At 71.9% G+C, this 20,081-nt stretch carries 14 protein-coding genes; all 14 read right to left on the bottom strand.

What is annotated here, in order from left to right:
• Positions 1–57: 57 nt before the first annotated feature.
• Positions 58–948, bottom strand: a complete 891-nt coding sequence (galU, locus tag RLT58_RS24215; RefSeq protein WP_311312466.1) for a UTP--glucose-1-phosphate uridylyltransferase GalU — start codon at positions 946–948, stop codon at positions 58–60.
• A 108-nt stretch (positions 949–1,056) separates the two neighbouring features.
• A complete protein-coding gene (locus tag RLT58_RS24210; protein ID WP_311312465.1) occupies positions 1,057–5,118 on the bottom strand; it encodes an Rne/Rng family ribonuclease in 4,062 nt (1,353 codons plus the stop codon).
• 234 nt (positions 5,119–5,352) lie between these two features.
• Entirely contained in the window at positions 5,353–6,135 is a 783-nt protein-coding gene (locus RLT58_RS24205) for a TIGR03936 family radical SAM-associated protein (protein WP_311312464.1), read from the bottom strand.
• Positions 6,136–6,258: 123 nt separating this feature from the next.
• On the bottom strand, positions 6,259–7,449 hold the full coding sequence (locus RLT58_RS24200; protein WP_311312463.1) for a hypothetical protein: 1,191 nt from the start codon (positions 7,447–7,449) through the stop codon (positions 6,259–6,261).
• An 86-nt stretch (positions 7,450–7,535) separates the two neighbouring features.
• A complete protein-coding gene (locus RLT58_RS24195; protein ID WP_311312462.1) occupies positions 7,536–9,461 on the bottom strand; it encodes a TIGR03960 family B12-binding radical SAM protein in 1,926 nt (641 codons plus the stop codon).
• Positions 9,462–9,511: 50 nt separating this feature from the next.
• The gene (locus RLT58_RS24190) at positions 9,512–11,044 is read right to left on the bottom strand and encodes a CYTH and CHAD domain-containing protein (protein ID WP_311312461.1); all 1,533 of its coding nucleotides are present in this window, start codon (positions 11,042–11,044) and stop codon (positions 9,512–9,514) included.
• 51 nt (positions 11,045–11,095) lie between these two features.
• Entirely contained in the window at positions 11,096–12,286 is a 1,191-nt protein-coding gene (rodA, locus tag RLT58_RS24185) for a rod shape-determining protein RodA (protein ID WP_311312460.1), read from the bottom strand.
• Complete coding sequence (gene mrdA, locus RLT58_RS24180; protein WP_311312459.1) at positions 12,286–14,451, bottom strand: penicillin-binding protein 2; 2,166 nt, start codon at positions 14,449–14,451, stop codon at positions 12,286–12,288. Before mrdA ends, rodA begins: the two co-directional genes overlap by 1 nt.
• A gap of 67 nt (positions 14,452–14,518) precedes the next feature.
• On the bottom strand, positions 14,519–15,184 hold the full coding sequence (gene mreD, locus RLT58_RS24175) for a rod shape-determining protein MreD (protein ID WP_311312458.1): 666 nt from the start codon (positions 15,182–15,184) through the stop codon (positions 14,519–14,521).
• A gap of 11 nt (positions 15,185–15,195) precedes the next feature.
• On the bottom strand, positions 15,196–16,230 hold the full coding sequence (gene mreC / locus RLT58_RS24170) for a rod shape-determining protein MreC (protein ID WP_311312457.1): 1,035 nt from the start codon (positions 16,228–16,230) through the stop codon (positions 15,196–15,198).
• Positions 16,231–16,327: 97 nt separating this feature from the next.
• Positions 16,328–17,347, bottom strand: coding sequence for a rod shape-determining protein (locus RLT58_RS24165; RefSeq protein WP_024492993.1), 1,020 nt, complete (start codon positions 17,345–17,347; stop codon positions 16,328–16,330).
• 293 nt (positions 17,348–17,640) lie between these two features.
• Positions 17,641–18,054, bottom strand: coding sequence for a nucleoside-diphosphate kinase (ndk, locus tag RLT58_RS24160; RefSeq protein ID WP_018518173.1), 414 nt, complete (start codon positions 18,052–18,054; stop codon positions 17,641–17,643).
• Positions 18,055–18,178: 124 nt separating this feature from the next.
• Positions 18,179–18,544, bottom strand: a complete 366-nt coding sequence (locus tag RLT58_RS24155) for a DUF4233 domain-containing protein (RefSeq protein WP_311312456.1) — start codon at positions 18,542–18,544, stop codon at positions 18,179–18,181.
• Between the two features lie 3 nt (positions 18,545–18,547).
• Positions 18,548–20,071 carry a bifunctional tetrahydrofolate synthase/dihydrofolate synthase gene (locus tag RLT58_RS24150; RefSeq protein WP_311312455.1) on the bottom strand — a complete coding sequence of 508 codons (1,524 nt, stop codon included), beginning with the start codon at positions 20,069–20,071 and terminating at the stop codon, positions 18,548–18,550.
• Between the last annotated feature and the right edge of the window lie 10 nt (positions 20,072–20,081).

Here is a 20,081-nt window from a genome sequence, read left to right as displayed (position 1 = left end):
CTTGGTCCTTGGTGCGGGTGTCTCGGGGTGGGGTGCGTGCGCCGTACGGGCGGCGGCTCAGAGCTCGGCCGCGACGAAGCCGCGCAGCCAGGTGCGGAAGTCCGGGCCCAGGTCCTCGCGCTCGCAGGCGAGCCGGACGATGGCCCGCAGATAGTCGCCGCGGTCACCGGTGTCGTAGCGCCGGCCCCGGAAGACGACGCCGTGCACCGGACCGCCGAGCTTCTCGTCGGCGGCCAGCTGCTGGAGCGCGTCGGTCAGCTGGATCTCGCCGCCCCGGCCGGGCTCCGTGTCGCGCAGCACGCCGAAGACGGCGGGGTCCAGGACGTAGCGCCCGATGACCGCCAGATTGCTGGGGGCATCGCCTGGCTCGGGCTTCTCGACCAGTCCGGTGACCTTGACGACGTCGCTGTCCCCGGTGGCCTCCACGGCGGCGCAGCCGTACAGATGGATCTGCTCGGGCGCGACCTCCATCAGCGCCACGACGCTGCCGCCCTCGCGCTCCTGGATCTCCGTCATCCGGGCCAGCAGCGGGTCGCGCGGGTCGATCAGGTCGTCGCCGAGCAGCACCGCGAACGGCTCGTCGCCGACGTGCGGCTCCGCGCACAGCACGGCATGGCCGAGTCCGCGCGGGTCGCCCTGGCGGACGTAGTGCATGGTCGCCAGGTCGCTGGACTCCTGGACCCGGACCAGCCGCTCGGCGTCGCCCTTGCGGGTGAGCGCCGACTCCAGCTCGTAGTTCCGGTCGAAGTGGTCCTCGAGGGCCCGCTTGTTGCGTCCGGTGATCATCAGCACATCGCTCAGCCCCGCCGCGGCGGCCTCCTCCACGACGTACTGGATGGCCGGCTTGTCGACCACCGGCAGCATCTCCTTGGGAGTCGCCTTCGTCGCCGGCAGGAACCGGGTACCGAGCCCGGCGGCCGGTATGACGGCCTTCTGGATCTTGTGCATGTGCGGGAGCTTCCGTATCGGGGTGCGGGGGCGGCCGGGCACCGGAACGCAGCCGGCCGGCCCCGTGAGCGGGACCGGCCCGACTGCGTCGCGCGCGGTGCGAGGTGGTCAGACCTCGTCGGCGGAAGCCGTGACGGACGGCGCCTGCTGTTCGGCCGCCACCGTCTTCTTCGCCGTCGCCTTCTTGGCCGTCGTCTTCTTCGCGGCGGTCTTCTTGGCCGCCGTCTTCTTGACGGCCGCCTTCTTGGCGGTGGCCTTCTTCGCCGTCTTGCGGGCCGTCTTCTTGGCCGGTGCCGGCTCGGCGTCGGCCTCGGGGGCGTCCTCCGCTCCGGAAGCGGCGACCACGACGACCGCGGCCTCGTCGGCACCCGCCGGCGAACCCGCGGGGGCGGTGACCTTGCGGGTCACCCGGCGCCGGGCACGCGGCGGTGCGGTCGGCTCCTCGGCGGGGGCCGGGGCCGGCTCCTCCTCGACGTGCGGCGGCGCGGCGACCGGGTCCTCGGCGGCGACCGGGTCGGCGTCGGACACCGGCTCCTCGGCCACGACCTGCTCGGCCCGGGCCGGCGAACCGGCGGGGGCGGTCGCCTTACGGGTCGCCCGGCGGCGCGTACGGCCCTGGGGCGCCTCGGCGGGGGCCTCGGCCACCGGCTCCGGCTCCACGACGGGCTCGGGCTCCACCACGGGCTCCGGCTCCACGGCCGGCTCGGCCGCGGGGGCCGGGGCGGACGCGGACTTCGGGGCGCCGGCCGGGGCCGATGCCTTGCGGGTCGCCCGACGGCGGCCGCGGCCGCGCCCGGCGGCCGCCTCGGCCTCGGCCGGGCTGCTGTACAGCTCCTCGTCCGGGACGAACTCGGGCTCGGGCAGCGCCACCGGGGCGGCGACCTCGGCCGCGACCTCGGCCTCGGTCTCGACCTCGTGGTCCTGCTCGTGCTCGTGGCCGTGCTCGTGGTCCTGGCCGGAGCCGCCGCGGCGCTTCTTGGAACGCTTGCCGTTGCCGCCGCCGCCCACCGAGGTGGGCTGCTCCATGTGGACGATGACGCCGCGCCCGTTGCAGTGGACACAGGTCTCGGAGAAGGACTCCAGCAGGCCCTGGCCGACCCGCTTGCGGGTCATCTGGACCAGGCCCAGCGAGGTGACCTCGGCGACCTGGTGCTTCGTACGGTCGCGTCCCAGGCACTCCAGCAGGCGCCGCAGCACCAGGTCCCGGTTGGACTCCAGCACCATGTCGATGAAGTCGACGACGACGATGCCGCCGAGGTCGCGCAGCCGCAGCTGGCGCACGATCTCCTCGGCCGCCTCCAGGTTGTTCTTGGTGACGGTCTCTTCCAGGTTGCCGCCCTGGCCGGTGAACTTGCCGGTGTTGACGTCGACGACGACCATCGCCTCGGTCTTGTCGATCACCAGGGAGCCGCCGCTCGGCAGATAGACCTTGCGGTCCAGCGCCTTCATGAGCTGCTCGTCGATCCGGTACGTCGCGAAGATGTCGACCTCGGAGGTCCACCGCGACAGCCGGTCCGTCAGGTCGGGCGCCACGTGCGAGACGTAGCCGTAGATGGTCTCCCACGCGTCGTCGCCGCTGACGATGACCTTGGAGAAGTCCTCGTTGAAGATGTCGCGGACGACCCGGACGGTCATGTCCGGCTCGCCGTAGAGCAGCGTCGGCGCGTTGGAGCTGCCGCTGCTCTTGGACTTCTTCTGGATCTCCTCCCACTGCTGCTGGAGACGCTCGACGTCACGCCGCAGCTCGTCCTCGCTGGCGCCCTCGGCTGCGGTGCGGACGATGACGCCCGCGTCCTCGGGGACGATCTTCTTGAGGATGGTCTTGAGCCGGGCGCGCTCGGTGTCGGGCAGCTTGCGGCTGATCCCCGTCATCGAGCCCTCGGGCACGTAGACCAGGTAGCGGCCGGGCAGCGAGACCTGGCTGGTCAGGCGGGCGCCCTTGTGACCGATCGGGTCCTTCGTCACCTGGACGAGGACGGACTGGCCGGACTTGAGCGCGGTCTCGATGCGGCGCGGCCCGTGGGCCATGCCGAGCGCCTCGAAGTTGACCTCACCGGCGTACAGGACGGCGTTGCGGCCCTTGCCGATGTCGACGAAGGCGGCCTCCATGGACGGCAGCACGTTCTGGACCTTGCCCAGGTAGACGTTGCCGACGTAGCTGGTGGCCTGCTCCTTGTTGACGTAGTGCTCGACGAGCACGTTGTCCTCGAGGACGCCGATCTGGGTGCGCTCGCCGTTCTGGCGGACGACCATGACGCGCTCGACGGCCTCGCGGCGGGCCAGGAACTCCGCCTCGGTGATGATCGGGACGCGGCGACGGCCCTGCTCGCGGCCCTCGCGGCGGCGCTGCTTCTTGGCCTCCATGCGGGTCGAGCCCTTGATGGACTGGACCTCGTCGAAGCCGGTGCCGGGCTCGCGCTCGGCCTCCTTCTTGCGCGGCTCGCGGACCTTCACGACGGTGCGCTCGGGGTCGTCCGTGCCGTTCTCGGCGTCCGAGGAGGCGTCACCGCTGCGACGGCGGCGGCGGCGGCGACGGCGGCTGCTGCTCGACCCGGAGCCGGCCGCCTCGTGGTCGTCCTGCTCGTCGTCCTCGTCGGCGGACTCGGACTCCTGGGCGGGCTCGTGCTCGTCCTCGGCCCGGTCGGCCTCGTCCGTGTGCTGCTCGGCGGCGTCGTCCTCGGCGGACTCGCCCCGGCGGCGGCGACGGCCGCCGCGACGGCGCCGGCGCGAGGGGCGGTCGCCGTACTCGTCGGTGTCCTCCCCGTCCTGCTCGGCCTCGTTCTCGCCCGAGGGCTCCTGCTCGTCCTCGGGCTGCTCCTGGACCGGGGCGGCGGCCGGGGCGGACTCGGCGGCGGGCTCGGCCTCGGCCTCACCGCGGCGGCGGCGACGGCGGCGCGAACCGCCCTGCGGCGCTGCCTCGGCGGGGGCGGCGGGGGCGGACTGCTCCTCCACCGCCACGCTCTCGTCCTCGGGCTCCTCGTCGTGCGCGACCGGACCGGCGGCAGCGGCCGCTGCGGCCGCGGTCTCCGGGGTCTGGAACATCGGCTCGGCGAAGACCGGCGCCTGGAAGACGGCCACGGCGGGGCGCGTCGCGCGACGGCTGCGGCGCGCGGGCTCCTCGACCTTGCCGGTGAACTCGGGGCGGCCCGCGGCGGCGGTGGCGCGGCGGCGCTGACGGCCGCGCGGGGCGGCCTCCTCGACCTCGGCGGTCTCGGCGGCCAGCTCCTCGACGGCGGCCTCGGGCAGGCTCTCGCCGGTCTGGACCTCGACGCGCTCCTCGGCGGCCTGCGGGGCACCGGCGGGGGCCGACGCCTTGCGGGAGGCACGGCGACGGGCACGCGGCGCCTCGGCGGGCTCGGCCGTTTCGGTGACCTCGGTGACCTCGACGGCCTCTGCGGCGGGCTCGGGGGTCTCGGCGGCGGGCTCGACGCGCGTGGCCTGCGGGGCACCGGCCGGGGCGGACGCCCTGCGCCGGGTGCGACCGCGCGGCGCCTCGGCGGCGACCGGCTCGGCCGCGGCGGGCTCGGGGCTCTCCACGGCGACGGCTTCCTCGACGATCTCGACGGGCTCGGCGGCCTGCGGCGCACCCGCCGGGGCCGTGGCCTTGCGGGAGGCACGACGACGCGCACGCGGCGCCTCGACCGGCTCAGCGGCCGGCTCCTCGGCAACCTGCTCCGCGACCGGCTCCACAGCCACGGCTTCCTCGACGATCTCCACCGGCTCGGCCGCCTGCGGCGCACCCGCCGGAGCCGTGGCCTTGCGGGAGGCACGACGACGCGCACGCGGCGCCTCGACCGGCTCAGCGGCCGGCTCCTCGGCAACCTGCTCCGCGACCGGCTCCACAGCCACGGCTTCCTCGACGATCTCCACCGGCTCGGCCGCCTGCGGCGCACCCGCCGGAGCGGTCGCCTTGCGGACCGCACGGCGGCGCGTACGGGCCGGCGGCGCGGCCTCGGGCTCGGGTGCGGCGGTGTTCTCGGTGCTGGTCTGCGACTCTCCGGCGTCAACGGCCGGTATGGCCGGCGCTTCGGCGGCGGCCGGGGTGCCCGCCGACGGCGGGCCGGCCGGGCGGGACGCGGCGCGGCGCCTGCGGCGCGGCGGCAGCTTGTCCCCGGGGGTGTTGTTGTCTTCGGCGTTCCCGGTCGTGCCGGGTTCGGTCGGCTGGGGCATGCGGGCGGTTCTCCCGTCGTGCTCCCGGGCGCCGCACCTGATTCCGGTCCGGCACGGTCCGCGAGGTTCGTCGCGATACCGCCGTCCGGGGCGCGGGCGCCGCACGGGAGCTTCGATGTCTGGCTCGCCGGTTCCCTACGCGGTGTGCGTACGGCCTGGCGAAAGTCTTATGGGTCAGCGCGCGGCCCGGCCCAGGTGGCTCCCGAGTCCGAGGGCTGCGCTACAACGACCGCCTTACGCGGTGCCTGCACCTTCCGGCGCCGTCGCGACGGCGGTCCCGGCGGCCATGGATGGAGCGGCCGGGGCTGCCTCGCGGTCGGGCGCGAGCGGGTCGGTCACCGTGCCGGACTCCTCGTCGAAGAGCCCCTGCGCCAGCCTGGTCACCGCTGCGGGGACCGGCGGCGCCAGGTCGGCCACAACGCGGAGACCGGACAGGACGTCGTCAGGCCGTACGGCAGGTGTCACGTGCCGAACAACCAGCCGCAGTATCGCACAGGCCTTGTCGCCGGGCCTATCAGCCTGCGGATCGTGAGCCTGCAGGTCGACCACGGCGGCCCGGGCGTCGAAGCTGCGCATGCCGTTCTTCGTCCGGCGCTCGACCTCGACGGCCGGCGCCGCGTTGAAGGCGGCGACGGCCTTCTCGGCGTCCTCCACCGGAACCCCGTCGAGACGCATCTCCCAGATGGAGGCCGTCAGCCGGTCGGCGAGACCCGAGGTGCGGGCCTCGACGGCGTCCGTGATGTCGAGGCCGTCCGGCATCGACGCGTCGAGCTGCTCGCGCAGGACGGCGGGGTCGCGGAACTCGGTGAGGGCGATCTCCAGGAACTCGGCCTCGCTGCCCGTGCCGGTGGGTGCGGCATTGGCGTACGACACCTTGGGGTGCGGGGTGAAGCCCGCCGAGTAGGCCATGGGCACCTGGGAACGGCGCAGCGCCCGCTCGAAGGCACGCTGGAAGTCGCGGTGACTGGTGAACCGGAGGCGGCCGCGCTTGGTGTAGCGCAGTCGGATGCGCTGCACTGCCGGTGCGGGCGGCGGGCCTTCGGGCTGTCGCTTGCCCAGTGGTTCTTCTCCTCGGTGCGGGGCGGACGCGGTGGCGCGCCGCCCTCGAAATGCGGGTGGCCCCGGGGTGTCCGGCCCGGCTCACCCCTGCTGGACGGTTTTCTCTCCGAGCAGGGAGATCTCTGGTTCGGGCGCCGCGCTGGGCACAGTCGTTGTACTACCCAGAGTACGCGCAGGACGGCCCACCGGTTCCCGGGGCTCGGGATCGCGGGGCGCGCCGACCAGGGCCCGCCACGCGTCGCGCCGGGCCTGGCGGACCGTCTCACGGGCGGTGCGCAGCGTCTGCCGGGCCGTCCGGCCGACCGCGCGCGCGGCCCGGCCCAGCGGTGCCAGCACGGCGTCGCGGACGAAGTGGCCGACCGGGGTGCACACCGTGCGGTAGACCCAGGTCACCGGCGCCCCGATCAGGTGCCACGCGAGCCAGGCGAGGGCCTGCCCGACGGCCCGGGAGATGAATCCGGCGACCCGCCAGGCGACCCGGATCGCGGCGGCGGTCTCCCGGCCGAGGGGGGTCAGGACGCGCCGGTACAGCCAGACCAGCGGGGTGACGAGAAGCACCGAGACCAGCCACCGCACGGCGGCCCACAGCCCCCGGAATCCGGCGCCGATGCCCCGGGCCAGCAGGTCGAGGGTCCAGGCGATGCCATGGCCCAGCGGGGTGAGCAGCCTGCGGTACGTCCAGGCCAGCGGCAGCACGATCAGGTGCTCCACCACCCAGGTGGCGGCCAGCCCCAGCGGCACCAGCACGTACCGCCACACGAGGACCACCGGCATCACGAGGACCACGGTGAGCAGCCACTTCACGGCCGTGGCGATCCCGCGGCCGGCCGGGGCCAGGAGCGCCCGGTGGACCCAGCGCAGCCCAAGTCCGAGCGGGGTGAGCACCTGGGCGTACAGCCAGGCCAGCGGCACGACGATCCCGTACCGCACCCCGGGCACCACGACGTACCGCCAGAGCGCGACCCACGGCCAGACGAAGACGGCCGCCGCCAGCCACACCAGCGCATGGCCCAGCGGGGTCAGCACCCAGGTGTACAGCCGGCGCGCCGGTACGGCCACGAGCACATCGAACAGCCGGGCCAGCGCGCGTCCCAGCGGGCGCAGCAGCACCCGGTCGGCGGCGCGGACGGTCACGACGAGGGCGTCCCACACCATCCGGACCGGCAGGACGACGAGGAGCACCACGATCCTGACCGGAATCCTGACGAGCGTCGTCAGACAGCCGTCGCCGCTCTCGTACCGCGCGGGTGCCTGGTGCTTTCCGTAGTCCATGCACGTCATGACGCGAAGGCCCGGCCGGGGGTTTCCCCGGCCGGGCCTTCGTCACACGGCTGTCACCCGGCAGGAGCCGGGCCGTGTCACTTCACGACCGTCAGCGGCAGGAGCTTCTTGCCCGTCGGGCCGATCTGGATGCTGGTGTCCATCTGGGGGCACACCCCGCAGTCGAAGCACGGGGTCCAGCGGCAGTCCTCGACCTCGGTCTCGTCGAGCGAGTCCTGCCAGTCCTCCCAGAGCCAGTCCTTGTCGAGGCCGGAGTCCAGGTGGTCCCAGGGCAGGACCTCCTCGTACGTCCGCTCGCGGGTGGTGTACCAGTCGACGTCCACGCCGAAGTCGGGCAGTGCCTTCTCGGCGCTCTTCATCCACAGGTCGTAGCTGAAGTACTCGCGCCAGCCGTCGAAGCGGCCGCCGGCCTCGTAGACGGCACGGATGACGGAGCCGACGCGGCGGTCACCGCGCGAGAGCAGGCCCTCGACGATGCCGGGCTTGCCGTCGTGGTAGCGGAAGCCGATCGAACGGCCGTACTTCTTGTCGCCGCGGATCTTGTCCCGGAGCTTGGTGAGCCGGGCGTCGGTCTCCTCGGCGCTGAGCTGCGGGGCCCACTGGAAGGGGGTGTGCGGCTTGGGCACGAAGCCGCCGATGGAGACGGTGCAGCGGATGTCGTTCTGCCCGGAGACCTCGCGGCCCTTGGCGATGACGTTGACCGCCATGTCGCCGATCTGCAGGACGTCCTCGTCGGTCTCGGTGGGCAGCCCGCACATGAAGTACAGCTTCACCTGACGCCAGCCGTTGCCGTACGCGGTGGCGACGGTCCGGATGAGGTCCTCCTCCGAGACCATCTTGTTGATGACCTTGCGCATGCGCTCGGAGCCGCCCTCGGGGGCGAAGGTGAGACCGGAGCGACGGCCGTTGCGGGTCAGCTCGTTGGCCAGGTCCACGTTGAACGCGTCGACGCGGGTGGAGGGCAGCGAGAGGCCGATCTTGTCCTCGGTGTAGCGGTCCGCGAGGCCCTTGGCGACCTCCGCGATCTCGGTGTGGTCGGCGGAGGAGAGCGAGAGCAGGCCGACCTCCTCGAAGCCGGTCGCCTTGAGGCCCTTCTCCACCATCTCGCCGATGCCGGTGATGCTTCGCTCCCGCACGGGGCGCGTGATCATGCCGGCCTGGCAGAAGCGGCAGCCGCGGGTGCAGCCGCGGAAGATCTCCACGGACATCCGCTCGTGGACGGTCTCCGCGAGCGGGACCAGGGGCTGCTTGGGGTAGGGCCACTCGTCGAGGTCCATGACGGTGTGCTTGGACACCCGCCACGGCACGCCCGACCTGTTCGGCACGACGCGGCCGATGCGGCCGTCCGGGAGGTACTCGACGTCGTAGAAGCCGGGGACGTACACGCCGCCGGTCCTGGCGAGGCGGAAGAGCACCTCCTCGCGGCCGCCGGGGCGGCCCTCGGCCTTCCAGGCGCGGATGATCTCGGTGATCTCCAGGACGGCCTGCTCGCCGTCGCCGATGACCGCGCAGTCGATGAACTCCGCGATCGGCTCGGGGTTGAACGCGGCGTGGCCGCCGGCGAGCACGATCGGGTCGTCGATCCCCCGGTCCTTCGCGGCCAGCGGGATGCCGGCCAGGTCCAGGGCGGTGAGCATGTTGGTGTAGCCGAGCTCGGTGGAGAAGCTCAGCCCGAAGACGTCGAACGCCTTGACCGGGCGGTGGCTGTCCACGGTGAACTGCGGCACCTTGTGCTCGCGCATCAGCGCTTCGAGGTCCGGCCAGACGCTGTAGGTGCGCTCCGCGAGGACGCCCTGACGCTCGTTGAGCACCTCGTACAGGATCATGACGCCCTGGTTGGGGAGTCCGACCTCGTAGGCGTCCGGGTACATGAGAGCCCAGCGGACGTCGCATTCGTCCCACGGCTTGACGGTGGAGTTCAGCTCACCGCCGACGTACTGGATGGGCTTCTGCACATGCGGGAGCAGAGCTTCGAGCTGTGGGAAGACCGAATCGACAGACATCGCGAACTTTCGAGAGCCGGCAGGGGTGACCATCCAGCGTACCGCGACGCTCAGCCTCCCGAGGCCGCCCGGAGGTCCGCCCGCACGGCCTTCGCCCACGCGCCGGGCAGCTCCCGTTCCCGCGCGGCGGCCGTCGTCTCCTCCTGCCCGTACAGCAGTCCCCAGGTGAAGGACGGCTCGCCCGCCGCATGGGCCTGGACGGCGAGGGCGCGCAGGGCCTCGCGGGCGACCACGCTGTCCTGGTGATCTCCGAGGAGGCTCTGTACGCCCTTCAGCCGTCTGGCTGACTTCCTGGCGGGCTTCCCGAGCGCGGGGCGGGCCGCCTCGGCCGCGTACCGGGCGCGCTTCGCGGCCTTGCGGGCGTCGTGCAGAGCGAGGTCGCGCTCCGGCCCCGGCGGGAGGTCCAGGGCCCGGTGGACCCGGGCGGCGAGCCGCTTGTGGTCCTTGTGCACGGCGCGGGCCAGCACCTTGCCGGGCGGGCGTGCGGCGCCGGGCAGCAGCGGCGGCTCGGCCAGGAGCGCGTCCAGGGCGGTCAGCAGCGCCAGATAGCGCCCGGAGTCGAGCACGGCGACGGTACGGCGGCGGGAGCCGCTGCGCCGGGCCACCGACCACATCTTCAGCCGGGCCCGGACCGGCCCGAGGACGAGCGTGCGCGGCAGTCCGTCGAGCCGGGCCCGCAGCCGCGCGTCCAGCACCTCCTGGTCGCGGTCGACCCCCAGCTCGGCCGCGAGCCACTTGAGCTCCGCGCCGACGGGAGCGGTGGCACTCCGGTCGAGCACCTTGCGGTACGTCCGCAGCGCGCTGCGCAGCCGCCGGGTGGCGACCCGCATCCGGTGCACGGAGTCGGGCAGCCCGCGGCGCACGGCCGGATCGAGGGCGACGATCACGGTGACCTGGTGCCGTACGTAGGCGAGGACATGGTCCCCCGCGGTGCGCGGCGCCCCGGCCCCCTTCCCTCTCCCCCCACCCGCCTTCTTCCTGCCCCCGGAGGTCTCCTCCAGGGCCCGGGAGAGTTTGGAGGGGGAGGCGGAGGGCCGGATCCCGGCCTTGCGCAGCCGCTTCTCGACTGCGTCGAGGAAGGCGGGGTCGCCGCCGTCCGCGAGTTCGACCTCGATCTCGGTCCAGGCGGTACGGCCGCTGCCGCCGTGCAGCCGCTCGGCCCGGACCTCGTCCACGCTGAGCTCGGCCAGGGGCGCGCCGTCGGGACCGGTGAGCAGATGGACGTCCCGCGCGGAGCGCAGCCGTACGACGGGGACGACGTCCCGGTCCCGGACCCGGGAGCGGATCAGCGCGGCGAGGGAGGGCGGCAGGGTGTCGGAGAGCGGGGCGCCGATCTCGTCGCGGACCCCGGAGGCGACCGGCAGTTTCAGATGCCACCCGGCGTCGTCCCCACCGGTGCGGCGCCTCAGCGTGAGGGAGGCGGCGGCGAGCCGGAGGTCCTCGGTGTCGTAGTAGACGGCATCCAGCTCCATGACGCCCTGATGACCGACGGCCGCGACCCCGGCCACCCGGCCGAGGTCGGGCAGCCGGGTGGCGCCGGTGGCTTCGTACTTCCGCTCGATCTCTCGCTTCGAGTCCGCCATGCATCGAATCTAGACGCGATGGGGGCGGATGGGCAGGGGCTCCGTGACCGCTCAGGCCGTTATCGGCCGCTGCACCCTGATCGACTGGAGCAGGCCGATCGCCACCCAGACGGCGAACATCGAGGAGCCGCCGTAGGAGACGAACGGGAGGGGCAGGCCCGCGACCGGCATGATGCCGAGGGTCATGCCGATGTTCTCGAAGGCCTGGAAGGCGAACCAGGCAATGATGCCGGCGGCGACGATCGTGCCGTACAGCTCGGTGGTCTCGCGGGCGATGCGGCAGGCGCGCCACAGGACGACGCCGAGCAGGACCAGGATCAGGCCGGCGCCGAGGAAGCCGAGTTCCTCGCCGGCGACGGTGAAGACGAAGTCGGTCTGCTGCTCGGGGACGAACTGGCCGGTGGTCTGGGTGCCCTGGAAGAGGCCGGTGCCGGAGAGGCCGCCGGAGCCGATCGCGATGCGGGCCTGGTTGGTGTTGTAGCCGACGCCCGCCGGGTCGAGCGCCGGGTTGGCGAAGGCGGCGAACCGGGCGATCTGGTAGTCGTCGAGCAGGCCCAGCTGCCAGATGGCGACGGCGCCCGCGGCCCCCGCGCCGAGGAGGCCGAAGACCCAGCGGTTGGACGCGCCGGAGGCCAGCAGCACGCCGAGCACGATGACGACCATGACCATGACGGACCCGAGGTCCGGCATCCCCATGACGACCACCATCGGCAGGGCGGCCAGGCCTAGGGCCTTGGCGACGGTCCGGTGGTCGGGATGCACCTGGTCGCCCGCGTCGACCCGGGCGGCGAGCAGCATCGCCATGCCCAGGATGATCGTGATCTTGGTGAACTCGGAGGGCTGGAGGGAGAAGCCGCCGGGCAGCAGGATCCAGGCGTGGGCGCCGTTGACGGTGGCGCCCAGCGGGGTGAGGACCGCCATCACGAGGAGTACGGACAGGCCGTACATGATCGGGACCGCGCCGCGCAGAGTGCGGTGGCCGAGCCAGATCGTGCCGATCATCAGGGCGATGCCGATGCCGGTGTTGAGGGCGTGGCGGAAGAGGAAGTAGTACGGGTCGCCGTGGGTGAGCGAGTCACGTCCCCGGGTCGCCGACCAGACCAGCAGCGAGCCGATGAAGGAGAGCGCGATCGCCGAGCCCAGCAGCGGCCAGTCGAGGCGGCGCACCACGGAGTCACGGGCGGTGAGCCGGCCCCAGGTGGAGCGCTCGGGGGCGTAGCGCTGGACGGAGAAGCCGGCCATCAGTCGCGCCTCCCCAGGACCGCTGCGAGCGTCTGCTCACCGGGGTCCTTGTCCGAGTCGGGCTTGTACGGGGTGATCTTCGGGGCGTTGATGGTGCCGTCCGGCTGGATCTTCGGCAGGGACTTCTGGGGCGTCGGCAGCAGGGCCTTCTTGAGGTCCTGCTTGCCCGAGGCGTCGAGGCCGTAGAGGGCGTTGTAGATGTTGCGGACGGCGGGTCCCGAGGCGCCGGAACCCGTGCCGCCCTGGGAGATCGTCATGACGACCGTGTAGTCCTTGGTGTACGTGGCGAACCAGGAGGTCGTCTGCTTGCCGTAGACCTCGGCGGTACCCGTCTTGGCGTGCATCGGGATCTTGTCCTGCGGCCAGCCGCCGAATCGCCAGGCGGCGGAGCCGCGGGTCGCGACACCCGCGAGGGCTTCGTCTATTTCGTTGCGCGTCTTCTGCGTGAAGGGCAGCTTGCCGTGCGACTTGGGCTTGATCTCCTGGACGGTCCTGCCGTCGCCGCTGACGATCGCCTTGCCGACCGTGGGGTCGTAGAGCGTGCCGCCGTTGGAGATGGCCGCGTAGATGGTCGCCATCTGGATCGGGGTGACGAGGGTGTCGCCCTGGCCGATCGAGTAGTTGACGGAGTCACCGGCGCGCATCTTGTCGCCCTCGAGGCAGTTCTCGTACGCGATCTTCTCGACGTACGAGCCGTCCTTCTTGCCCTGCTTGCACCAGGCGTCGTGGTTGGCCTTGGCGAAGTTCTTCTTCCACTCGCGGTCCGGGACCCGGCCGCTGACCTCGTTGGGGAGGTCGATGCCGGTCTCCTTGCCGAGGCCGAACTGGTGGGCGGTCTTGTAGAACCAGTCGTTGGGGTGCTTCTTGGGGTTGTTGCCGCCGTCCTTCGCCCACTCCTTGTGCGCGATGCCGTAGTACACGGTGTCGCAGGAGACCTCCAGGGCGCGGCCGATGGTGATGTTGCCGTAGCCCTGGGACTCGAAGTTCTTGAAGGTCTGGCCGCCGATGGAGTACGAGCTCGGGCAGGGGTAGCTGCCGTCGAAGGGGTACCCGGCGTTGACCGCGGCGGTCGAGGAGATGACCTTGAAGATGGAGCCGGGGGCCGCCTGGCCCTGGATGGCGCGGTTCAGCAGCGGGAAGTTGGAGTTCTTGCCGGTGAGCTTGGCGTAGTCCTTGGCGGAGATCCCGCCGACCCAGGCATTGGGGTCATAGTTGGGCAGCGAGGCCATGGAGACGACCCGGCCGGTCTTGGCCTCCATGACGACGACGGCGCCGGAGTCGGCCTTGTAGTTCTCGCCGGTGTTGGTGTCGAACTCGGTACGGGCGACCTTCATGGCCTGGTTGAGCTCGTACTCGGCGACGGCCTGGACGCGGGCATCGATGGAGGTGACGACGCTGGCGCCGGGCTCCGCCTTGTCGTTCTTGGCCTGCCCGATGACCCGGCCGAGGTTGTCGACCTCGTAGCGGGTGACGCCCGCCTTGCCGCGCAGCTCCTTGTCGTACGTGCGCTCCAGGCCGGAGCGGCCGACCTGGTCGGAGCGCAGGTAGGGCGAGTCGGTGTCCTGGGCCTTGGTGATCTCCTCGTCGGTGACGGGCGAGAGATAGCCGAGGACCTGGGCGGTGTTGGCCTTGCCGGGCGCGGCGTAGCGGCGGACGGCGGTGGGTTCGGCGGTGATGCCGGGGAAGTCCTCGGCGCGCTCGCGGATCGTCAGGGCCTGCTGGGTGGTGGCCTCGTCGGTGACCGGGATCGGCTGGTAGGGCGAACCGTTCCAGCAGGGCTGCGGGGTCTTGGCGTCGCAGAGCCGGACCTTGTCCATGACGTCCTTGGGCTTCATGTCCAGGACGCCGGCCAGCCGGGTCAGGACGCCCTTGCCGTCGTCGGCCGTCTTCAGCAGTTCGGTGCGGCTGGCGGAGACGACCAGACGGGTCTCGTTGTCGGCGAGGGGCACGCCGCGCGCGTCGAGGATGGAGCCGCGGGCGGCGGGCTGGACGACCTGCTGGACGTGGTTGTTCTTCGCCTCGTCGGAGTACTCCTGGCCGTTGCGGATCTGGAGGTACCAGAGGCGGCCGCCGAGGGTGAGCAGCAGGGAGAAGACGAGGACCTGGATGACGATGAGGCGGATCTGGACCCGCTGGGTCCGTCCTGTCTCGGGGATGTTGCTCACGGGGCGCCCCCGGTGGTGGTCGGGCTGGGTGCTGGGGCGAGGCGGGCGGCCCCCGGGTGGTGCGGCCTCACAGTCGCTTGACTCCCTTGATGCGTCCGGCGCGTGCCGCGCGGTTACGGGCGGCCTTGACGCGCAGTCCGCCGCGCTGGCTGCCGATCCGCAGTCCGGTGCCGGCGGCGAGCCAGCCCGCCGCCACGTCGCCGCGGCCGGAGGAGGACTCGGTGAGCGGGTCGTTCACGGTGCGTCTGGCGGCCGCCATGATCAGCGGCACGGTGAACGGGGCGAGCAGCAGGTCGTAGACGGCCGCGGTGAACAGCAGGGAGCCCAGGCCCACGTGGCGGGCCGCCGTGTCGCCGACGAGGGCGCCGACGCCCGCGTACAGCAGGGTCGAGCCGATCGCCGCCGCGACGACCACGGCCATCGGCAGGAAGGCTGACTTGAGCTGTCCGTTCTCCGGCCGGGCGAGGCCCGCGAGGTAGCCGATGACGCAGAGGACCAGGGCGTAGCGCCCGGCGGCGTGGTCGGCCGGGGGCGCCAGGTCGGCGAGCAGGCCCGCGCCGAAGCCGATGAGCGCCCCGCTGACGTGCCCGTACACGAAGGCCAGGCCGAGAACGACCATGAGCAGCAGGTCGGGCACGGCGCCGGGCAGCTGGAGCCGGGCCAGGACGGACACCTGGACGACGAGGGCGAAAACGACCAGAACGATGGAGAGCAGGGTCCGGTTGACGTGCATGGGGATCAGCTCTACCTCTGTTCGTTGACCGCGTTGCCGGCGTTCGGAGTGGCGTTCCCGCTGGGGTCCGGGCTGGGGCTCTCGTGGATGTTGCCGACCACGTTGCCGTTGGTGTCGACGATGTCGCCGTTGGGCGAGATCGTGACGGTGACGGTCGGGGTGGGCTTCGGCTTGGCGGGCTTGGCCGGCTGCTTCGGCAGGACCATGTCGCGGGGGTCCTGGCGCGGGGCCTGGACCACGATGCCGACGATGTCGAGTTTGGTGAAGCCGACGTACGGGCGGACATAGACCGTACGGGTCAGGTCGCCGCCGGACGGGTCGACCCGGACGACCTCGCCGACCGGGACGCCCGGCACGAACGGCTTGTCCTTGCTGGAGCCGAAGGTGACGAGCCGGTCGCCCTTCTTGACCTTGGCCTTGCCGTTCAGGAACTGCACGGACAGCGGGCGCGAGCCCTGGCCGGTGGCGAAACCGAGCTCGTCGGTGGACTCCATCCGGGTGCCGACGGTGAAGTCGGGGTCGTTGGCGAGGAGCACCGTGGCGGTGTCGGGGCCGACGGTGGTGACCCGGCCGACGAGTCCGTCCCCGTTGAGGACGGTCATGTCGCGCTTGAGGCCGTCCTTGGATCCCGCGTCGATGGTGACCGTCCAGGAGAAGCCCTGGGCCGCTCCTATGGCGATGACCTCGGCGGCCTTGATGCCGTACTGGCCGGAGGCCGACTTCTTCAGCATCTTGTCGAGCTCGCGGACCCGGCTGCGGTTGCGGTCGTCGCTGCCGAGCTTGGCCTTCAGCGCGGCGTTCTGCTGCTCCAGCGCGGCGATCTTGTCGTGGCGGTCGCCGGAGGCGCGTACGGCCCCTATGGCGTTGCCCACCGGGTCGACGGCTGCCGCCACGCCGTTCTCCACCGGTCCGAAGACGGTGGCGGCGGCCTGCCGGGCGCCGTCCACCGGTGACTCCTCGCCGCCGCGGATGTCCACCGTGATCAGTGCGAATGCGATGGCGATCAGCAGCACCAGGAGCAGCCGGCTCTCTCGTGTGTCCCTCACGTGCGGCGGCCGTGCCTTCCTCGTAGGAATGTTCGTGCCTGTATATCAACGATCCTCCGCGCGGAGCGGCAGCGTCCGCGCGGAGGGCCGTGGAGTCCTACCGTCGGGGCTGGGCGTCCAGCACCTGCTGGAGCGCCTCGAACTCCTCGACGCACTTGCCGGATCCCAGTGCCACCGAGTCCAGCGGGTCCTCGGCGATGTGGATCGGCATGCCCGTCTCGTGGCGCAGCCGCTCGTCCAGACCGCGCAGCAGGGCGCCACCGCCGGTGAGGACGATGCCGCGGTCCATGACGTCGCCGGAGAGCTCCGGCGGGCACTTGTCGAGCGTCGTCTTGACCGCGTCGACGATCGCGTTGACCGGCTCCTCGATCGCCTTGCGGACCTCGGTCGCGGAGATGACCACGGTCTTGGGCAGGCCCGAGACGAGGTCGCGGCCGCGGATCTCGGTGTGCTCGTCCTTCTCCAGCTCGAACGCCGACCCGATGGTGATCTTGATCTGCTCGGCGGTGCGCTCACCGAGGAGGAGCGAGTACTCCTTCTTGATGTGCTGGATGATCGCGTTGTCCAGCTCGTCACCGGCGACCCGGATCGACTGGGCTGTGACGATGCCGCCGAGCGAGATCACCGCGACCTCGGTGGTGCCGCCACCGATGTCGACGACCATGTTGCCGGTGGCCTCGTGGACCGGCAGGCCCGAGCCGATGGCCGCCGCCATGGGCTCCTCGATGATGTGCACCTGGCGGGCGCCGGCCTGCGTCGACGCCTCGATGACGGCGCGTCGCTCGACCCCGGTGATGCCGGAGGGCACGCAGACGACGACCCGCGGGCGGGCCAGGTAGCGGCGCTTGTGGATCTTCAGGATGAAGTAGCGGAGCATCCGCTCCGTGATCTCGAAGTCGGCGATCACGCCGTCCTTCAGCGGCCGTACGGCAACGATGTTGCCCGGCGTACGGCCGATCATCTTCTTGGCCTCGGCGCCGACCGCCAGGATGCCGCCGGTGTTGGTGTTGATGGCCACGACGGACGGCTCGTTCAGAACGATGCCGCGCCCCCTGACGTACACCAGCGTGTTGGCAGTCCCGAGGTCGATAGCCATGTCACGGCCGATGAACGACATTGAGTTCCCCTTGTTCCCCATGAGGATGCGTCGGGCCTTCCCAAGCGAAAGCGTTGATGGCTTGTTTTGGTAGGCGAGATGAGCGCTGCGGGCGTGGAAGCTTCCATCGTAGTGCCGGATGCACCGACACAGCGCGAGGGTCCTTCGCCATGCTGAGCAGAACGGGTGGCCGTTCCACTCATGGTGACGTTACGTCGGGGGGATGCGTTCCCGCGATCCGGGACCGTATGCCGAAGGGCGACCGAATTAATTCGGTCGCCCCAGGTCATGAGCGCTGTTCGGCTGATCCGAGGTCAGGAAAGTCCCGGAAAGAACAGCTTCATTTCCCGCTCTGCGGACTCCTCGGAGTCCGAGGCGTGGATGAGGTTCTCCCGGGTGATCGTGCCGAAGTCGCCACGGATGGAGCCGGGCGCGGCGGCGATCGGGTCGGTGGGGCCGGCCAGGGCACGGACGCCCTCGATGATCCGCTCGCCCTCGGCCACCAGGGCGACGACCGGGCCGGACTGCATGAACTCGACCAGCGGCTCGTAGAACGGGCGGCCCACGTGCTCGGCGTAGTGCTGCTCCAGCGTGGCGCGGTCCAGGGTACGCAGCTCCAGCGCCGTGATCTTCCAGCCGGCCTTGCGCTCGATGCGGCCGACGATTTCGCCGACCAGACCGCGACGGACGGCGTCGGGCTTGAGAAGAACGAGGGTGCGCTGGGTCATGTGCGGCTCCTTGCAGGCATACGGGTGCGGTGAGGCGAGGTTACAGGGGCTCGGTGACGGGGTCGCGGCCGGGTTTGGCGGGCCCGGCCGGAGCGACCGCCGCCGTGTCCCCGCGCGTCCCGGCTCAGCCCCCGGCCGGTGCCTGTGCGTCCGTCTGCGCGGCCTGTGCCGCCCAGCGGGCCTTCACCTCGTCGATCTTGCGACCGTAGTGCACGGAGGCCCACCACAGGCCACCGAAGACCAGCCCGAGGATGAACATCATCGGAACGACGAAGCCGCTGGCGACCAGGGCGATCTGGAGCGCCCAGCCGAGCTGTATGCCGCCCGGCCGGGTGATCATCCCGCAGAGCAGCACGGAGAGCAGCATCCCGGCGCCGCACACCGTCCAGACCGTCGCGGACGTCAGGTCGTCGGACTTCATCGCGACGAGTCCGGCGAACCCGATCACGAAGAACTCACCGATCAGCGTCGATGCGCAGAGCGTCCGCACGGGTCAGTGCCTTCCCAGGAGCAGCCGGGCCTCGCCGACCGTGATCACGGATCCGGTCACCAGGACTCCGGCGCCCGCGTACTCGTCCTCTTCCTCGGCGAGGAAGATCGCCGCCTCCAGCGCGTCGTCGAGCCGGGGCTCGACCTGGACGCGGTCGTTGCCGAAGACCTCGACGGCGACGGCGGCCAGGGCGTCGGCGTCCATCGCCCGGCCGCTGGAGTTCTGGGTGATGACGACCTCGGCGAAGATCGGCTCGAAGGCCTCCAGGAGCCCCCGGACGTCCTTGTCGCCGCTGGCGCCGACCACGCCGATCAGCCGGGAGAAGCCGAACGCCTCGGAGAGCCCCTCGGCCGCGGCGCGGGCGCCGGCCGGGTTGTGGGCGGCGTCCAGGACGACGGTCGGACTGGAGCGGACGACTTCGAGGCGGCCGGGCGAGATCACCGAGGCGAAGGCCCGGCGGACGATGTCGGCGTCCAGCGATCCGGCCTGCTCGGCACCGATCCCGAAGAATGCCTCGACCGCGCAGAGCGCCACCACCGCGTTGTGCGCCTGGTGGGCGCCGTACAGCGGAAGGAAGATGTTGTCGTACTCCCCGCCGAGGCCGCGCAGCGTCAGCAGCTGGCCGCCGACCGCGATCTCCCGGGAGACGACGCCGAACTCCATGCCCTCGCGGGCCACGGTGGCATCGACCTCGACGGCCTTCTTCAGCATGACCTGGGCCGCGTCGACGGGCTGCTGGGCGAGGATGACCGTGGCGCCCTGCTTGATGATCCCGGCCTTCTCCCCCGCGATCTCGCCGGGAGTGGAGCCGAGCCGGTCGGTGTGGTCCAGCGAGATGGGCGTGACGACGGCGACCGAGGAGTCGATCACGTTGGTCGCGTCCCAGCTGCCGCCCATGCCGACCTCGACGACGGCGACATCGACCGGCGCGTCGGCGAAGGCCGCGTACGCCATGCCGGTGAGCACCTCGAAGAAGGAGAGCCGGTAGGGCTGCTGGGCGTCGACCATCTCGACGTACGGCTTGATGTCCCGGTACGTCTCGATGAACCGCTCGGGGTCCATCGGCGCGCCGTCCAGGCTGATCCGCTCGGTGATCGACTGGACGTGCGGCGAGGTGTAGCGCCCGGTCCGCAGGTCGAAGGCGCCGAGCAGCGCCTCGATCATGCGGGCGGTGCTCGTCTTGCCGTTGGTCCCGGTGATGTGGATCGAGGGGTAGGCGCGCTGCGGCTCGCCGAGCACGTCCATCAGCGCGGCGATGCGCGTCACGGACGGCTCCAGCTTGGTCTCGCCCCAGCGCCCGGCGAGCTCCTGCTCCACCTCCCGCAGCGCCTTGTCCACCTCGGGGTCGGCGGGGCGGGCCGGGACCTCGTCCCCCTGGGGCGGCCCGGAGGCGGCGCGCAGCGTGCGGCTCCCGGCCTCGATCACCGCCAGGTCGGGGTCGCGCTGGGTCGCTTCGTCGACGATCTCCGCGAAGGTCTCGTCGGAGTCGGACGCGTCGTGCCGGTCGGAAGGGCGGGGCTCACTCACGGGGCCAGTC

This window comes from Streptomyces sp. ITFR-16 (genome assembly GCF_031844705.1).
Lineage (GTDB): Bacteria > Actinomycetota > Actinomycetes > Streptomycetales > Streptomycetaceae > Streptomyces.
This window is presented reverse-complemented; position numbering and strand designations above follow the sequence as displayed.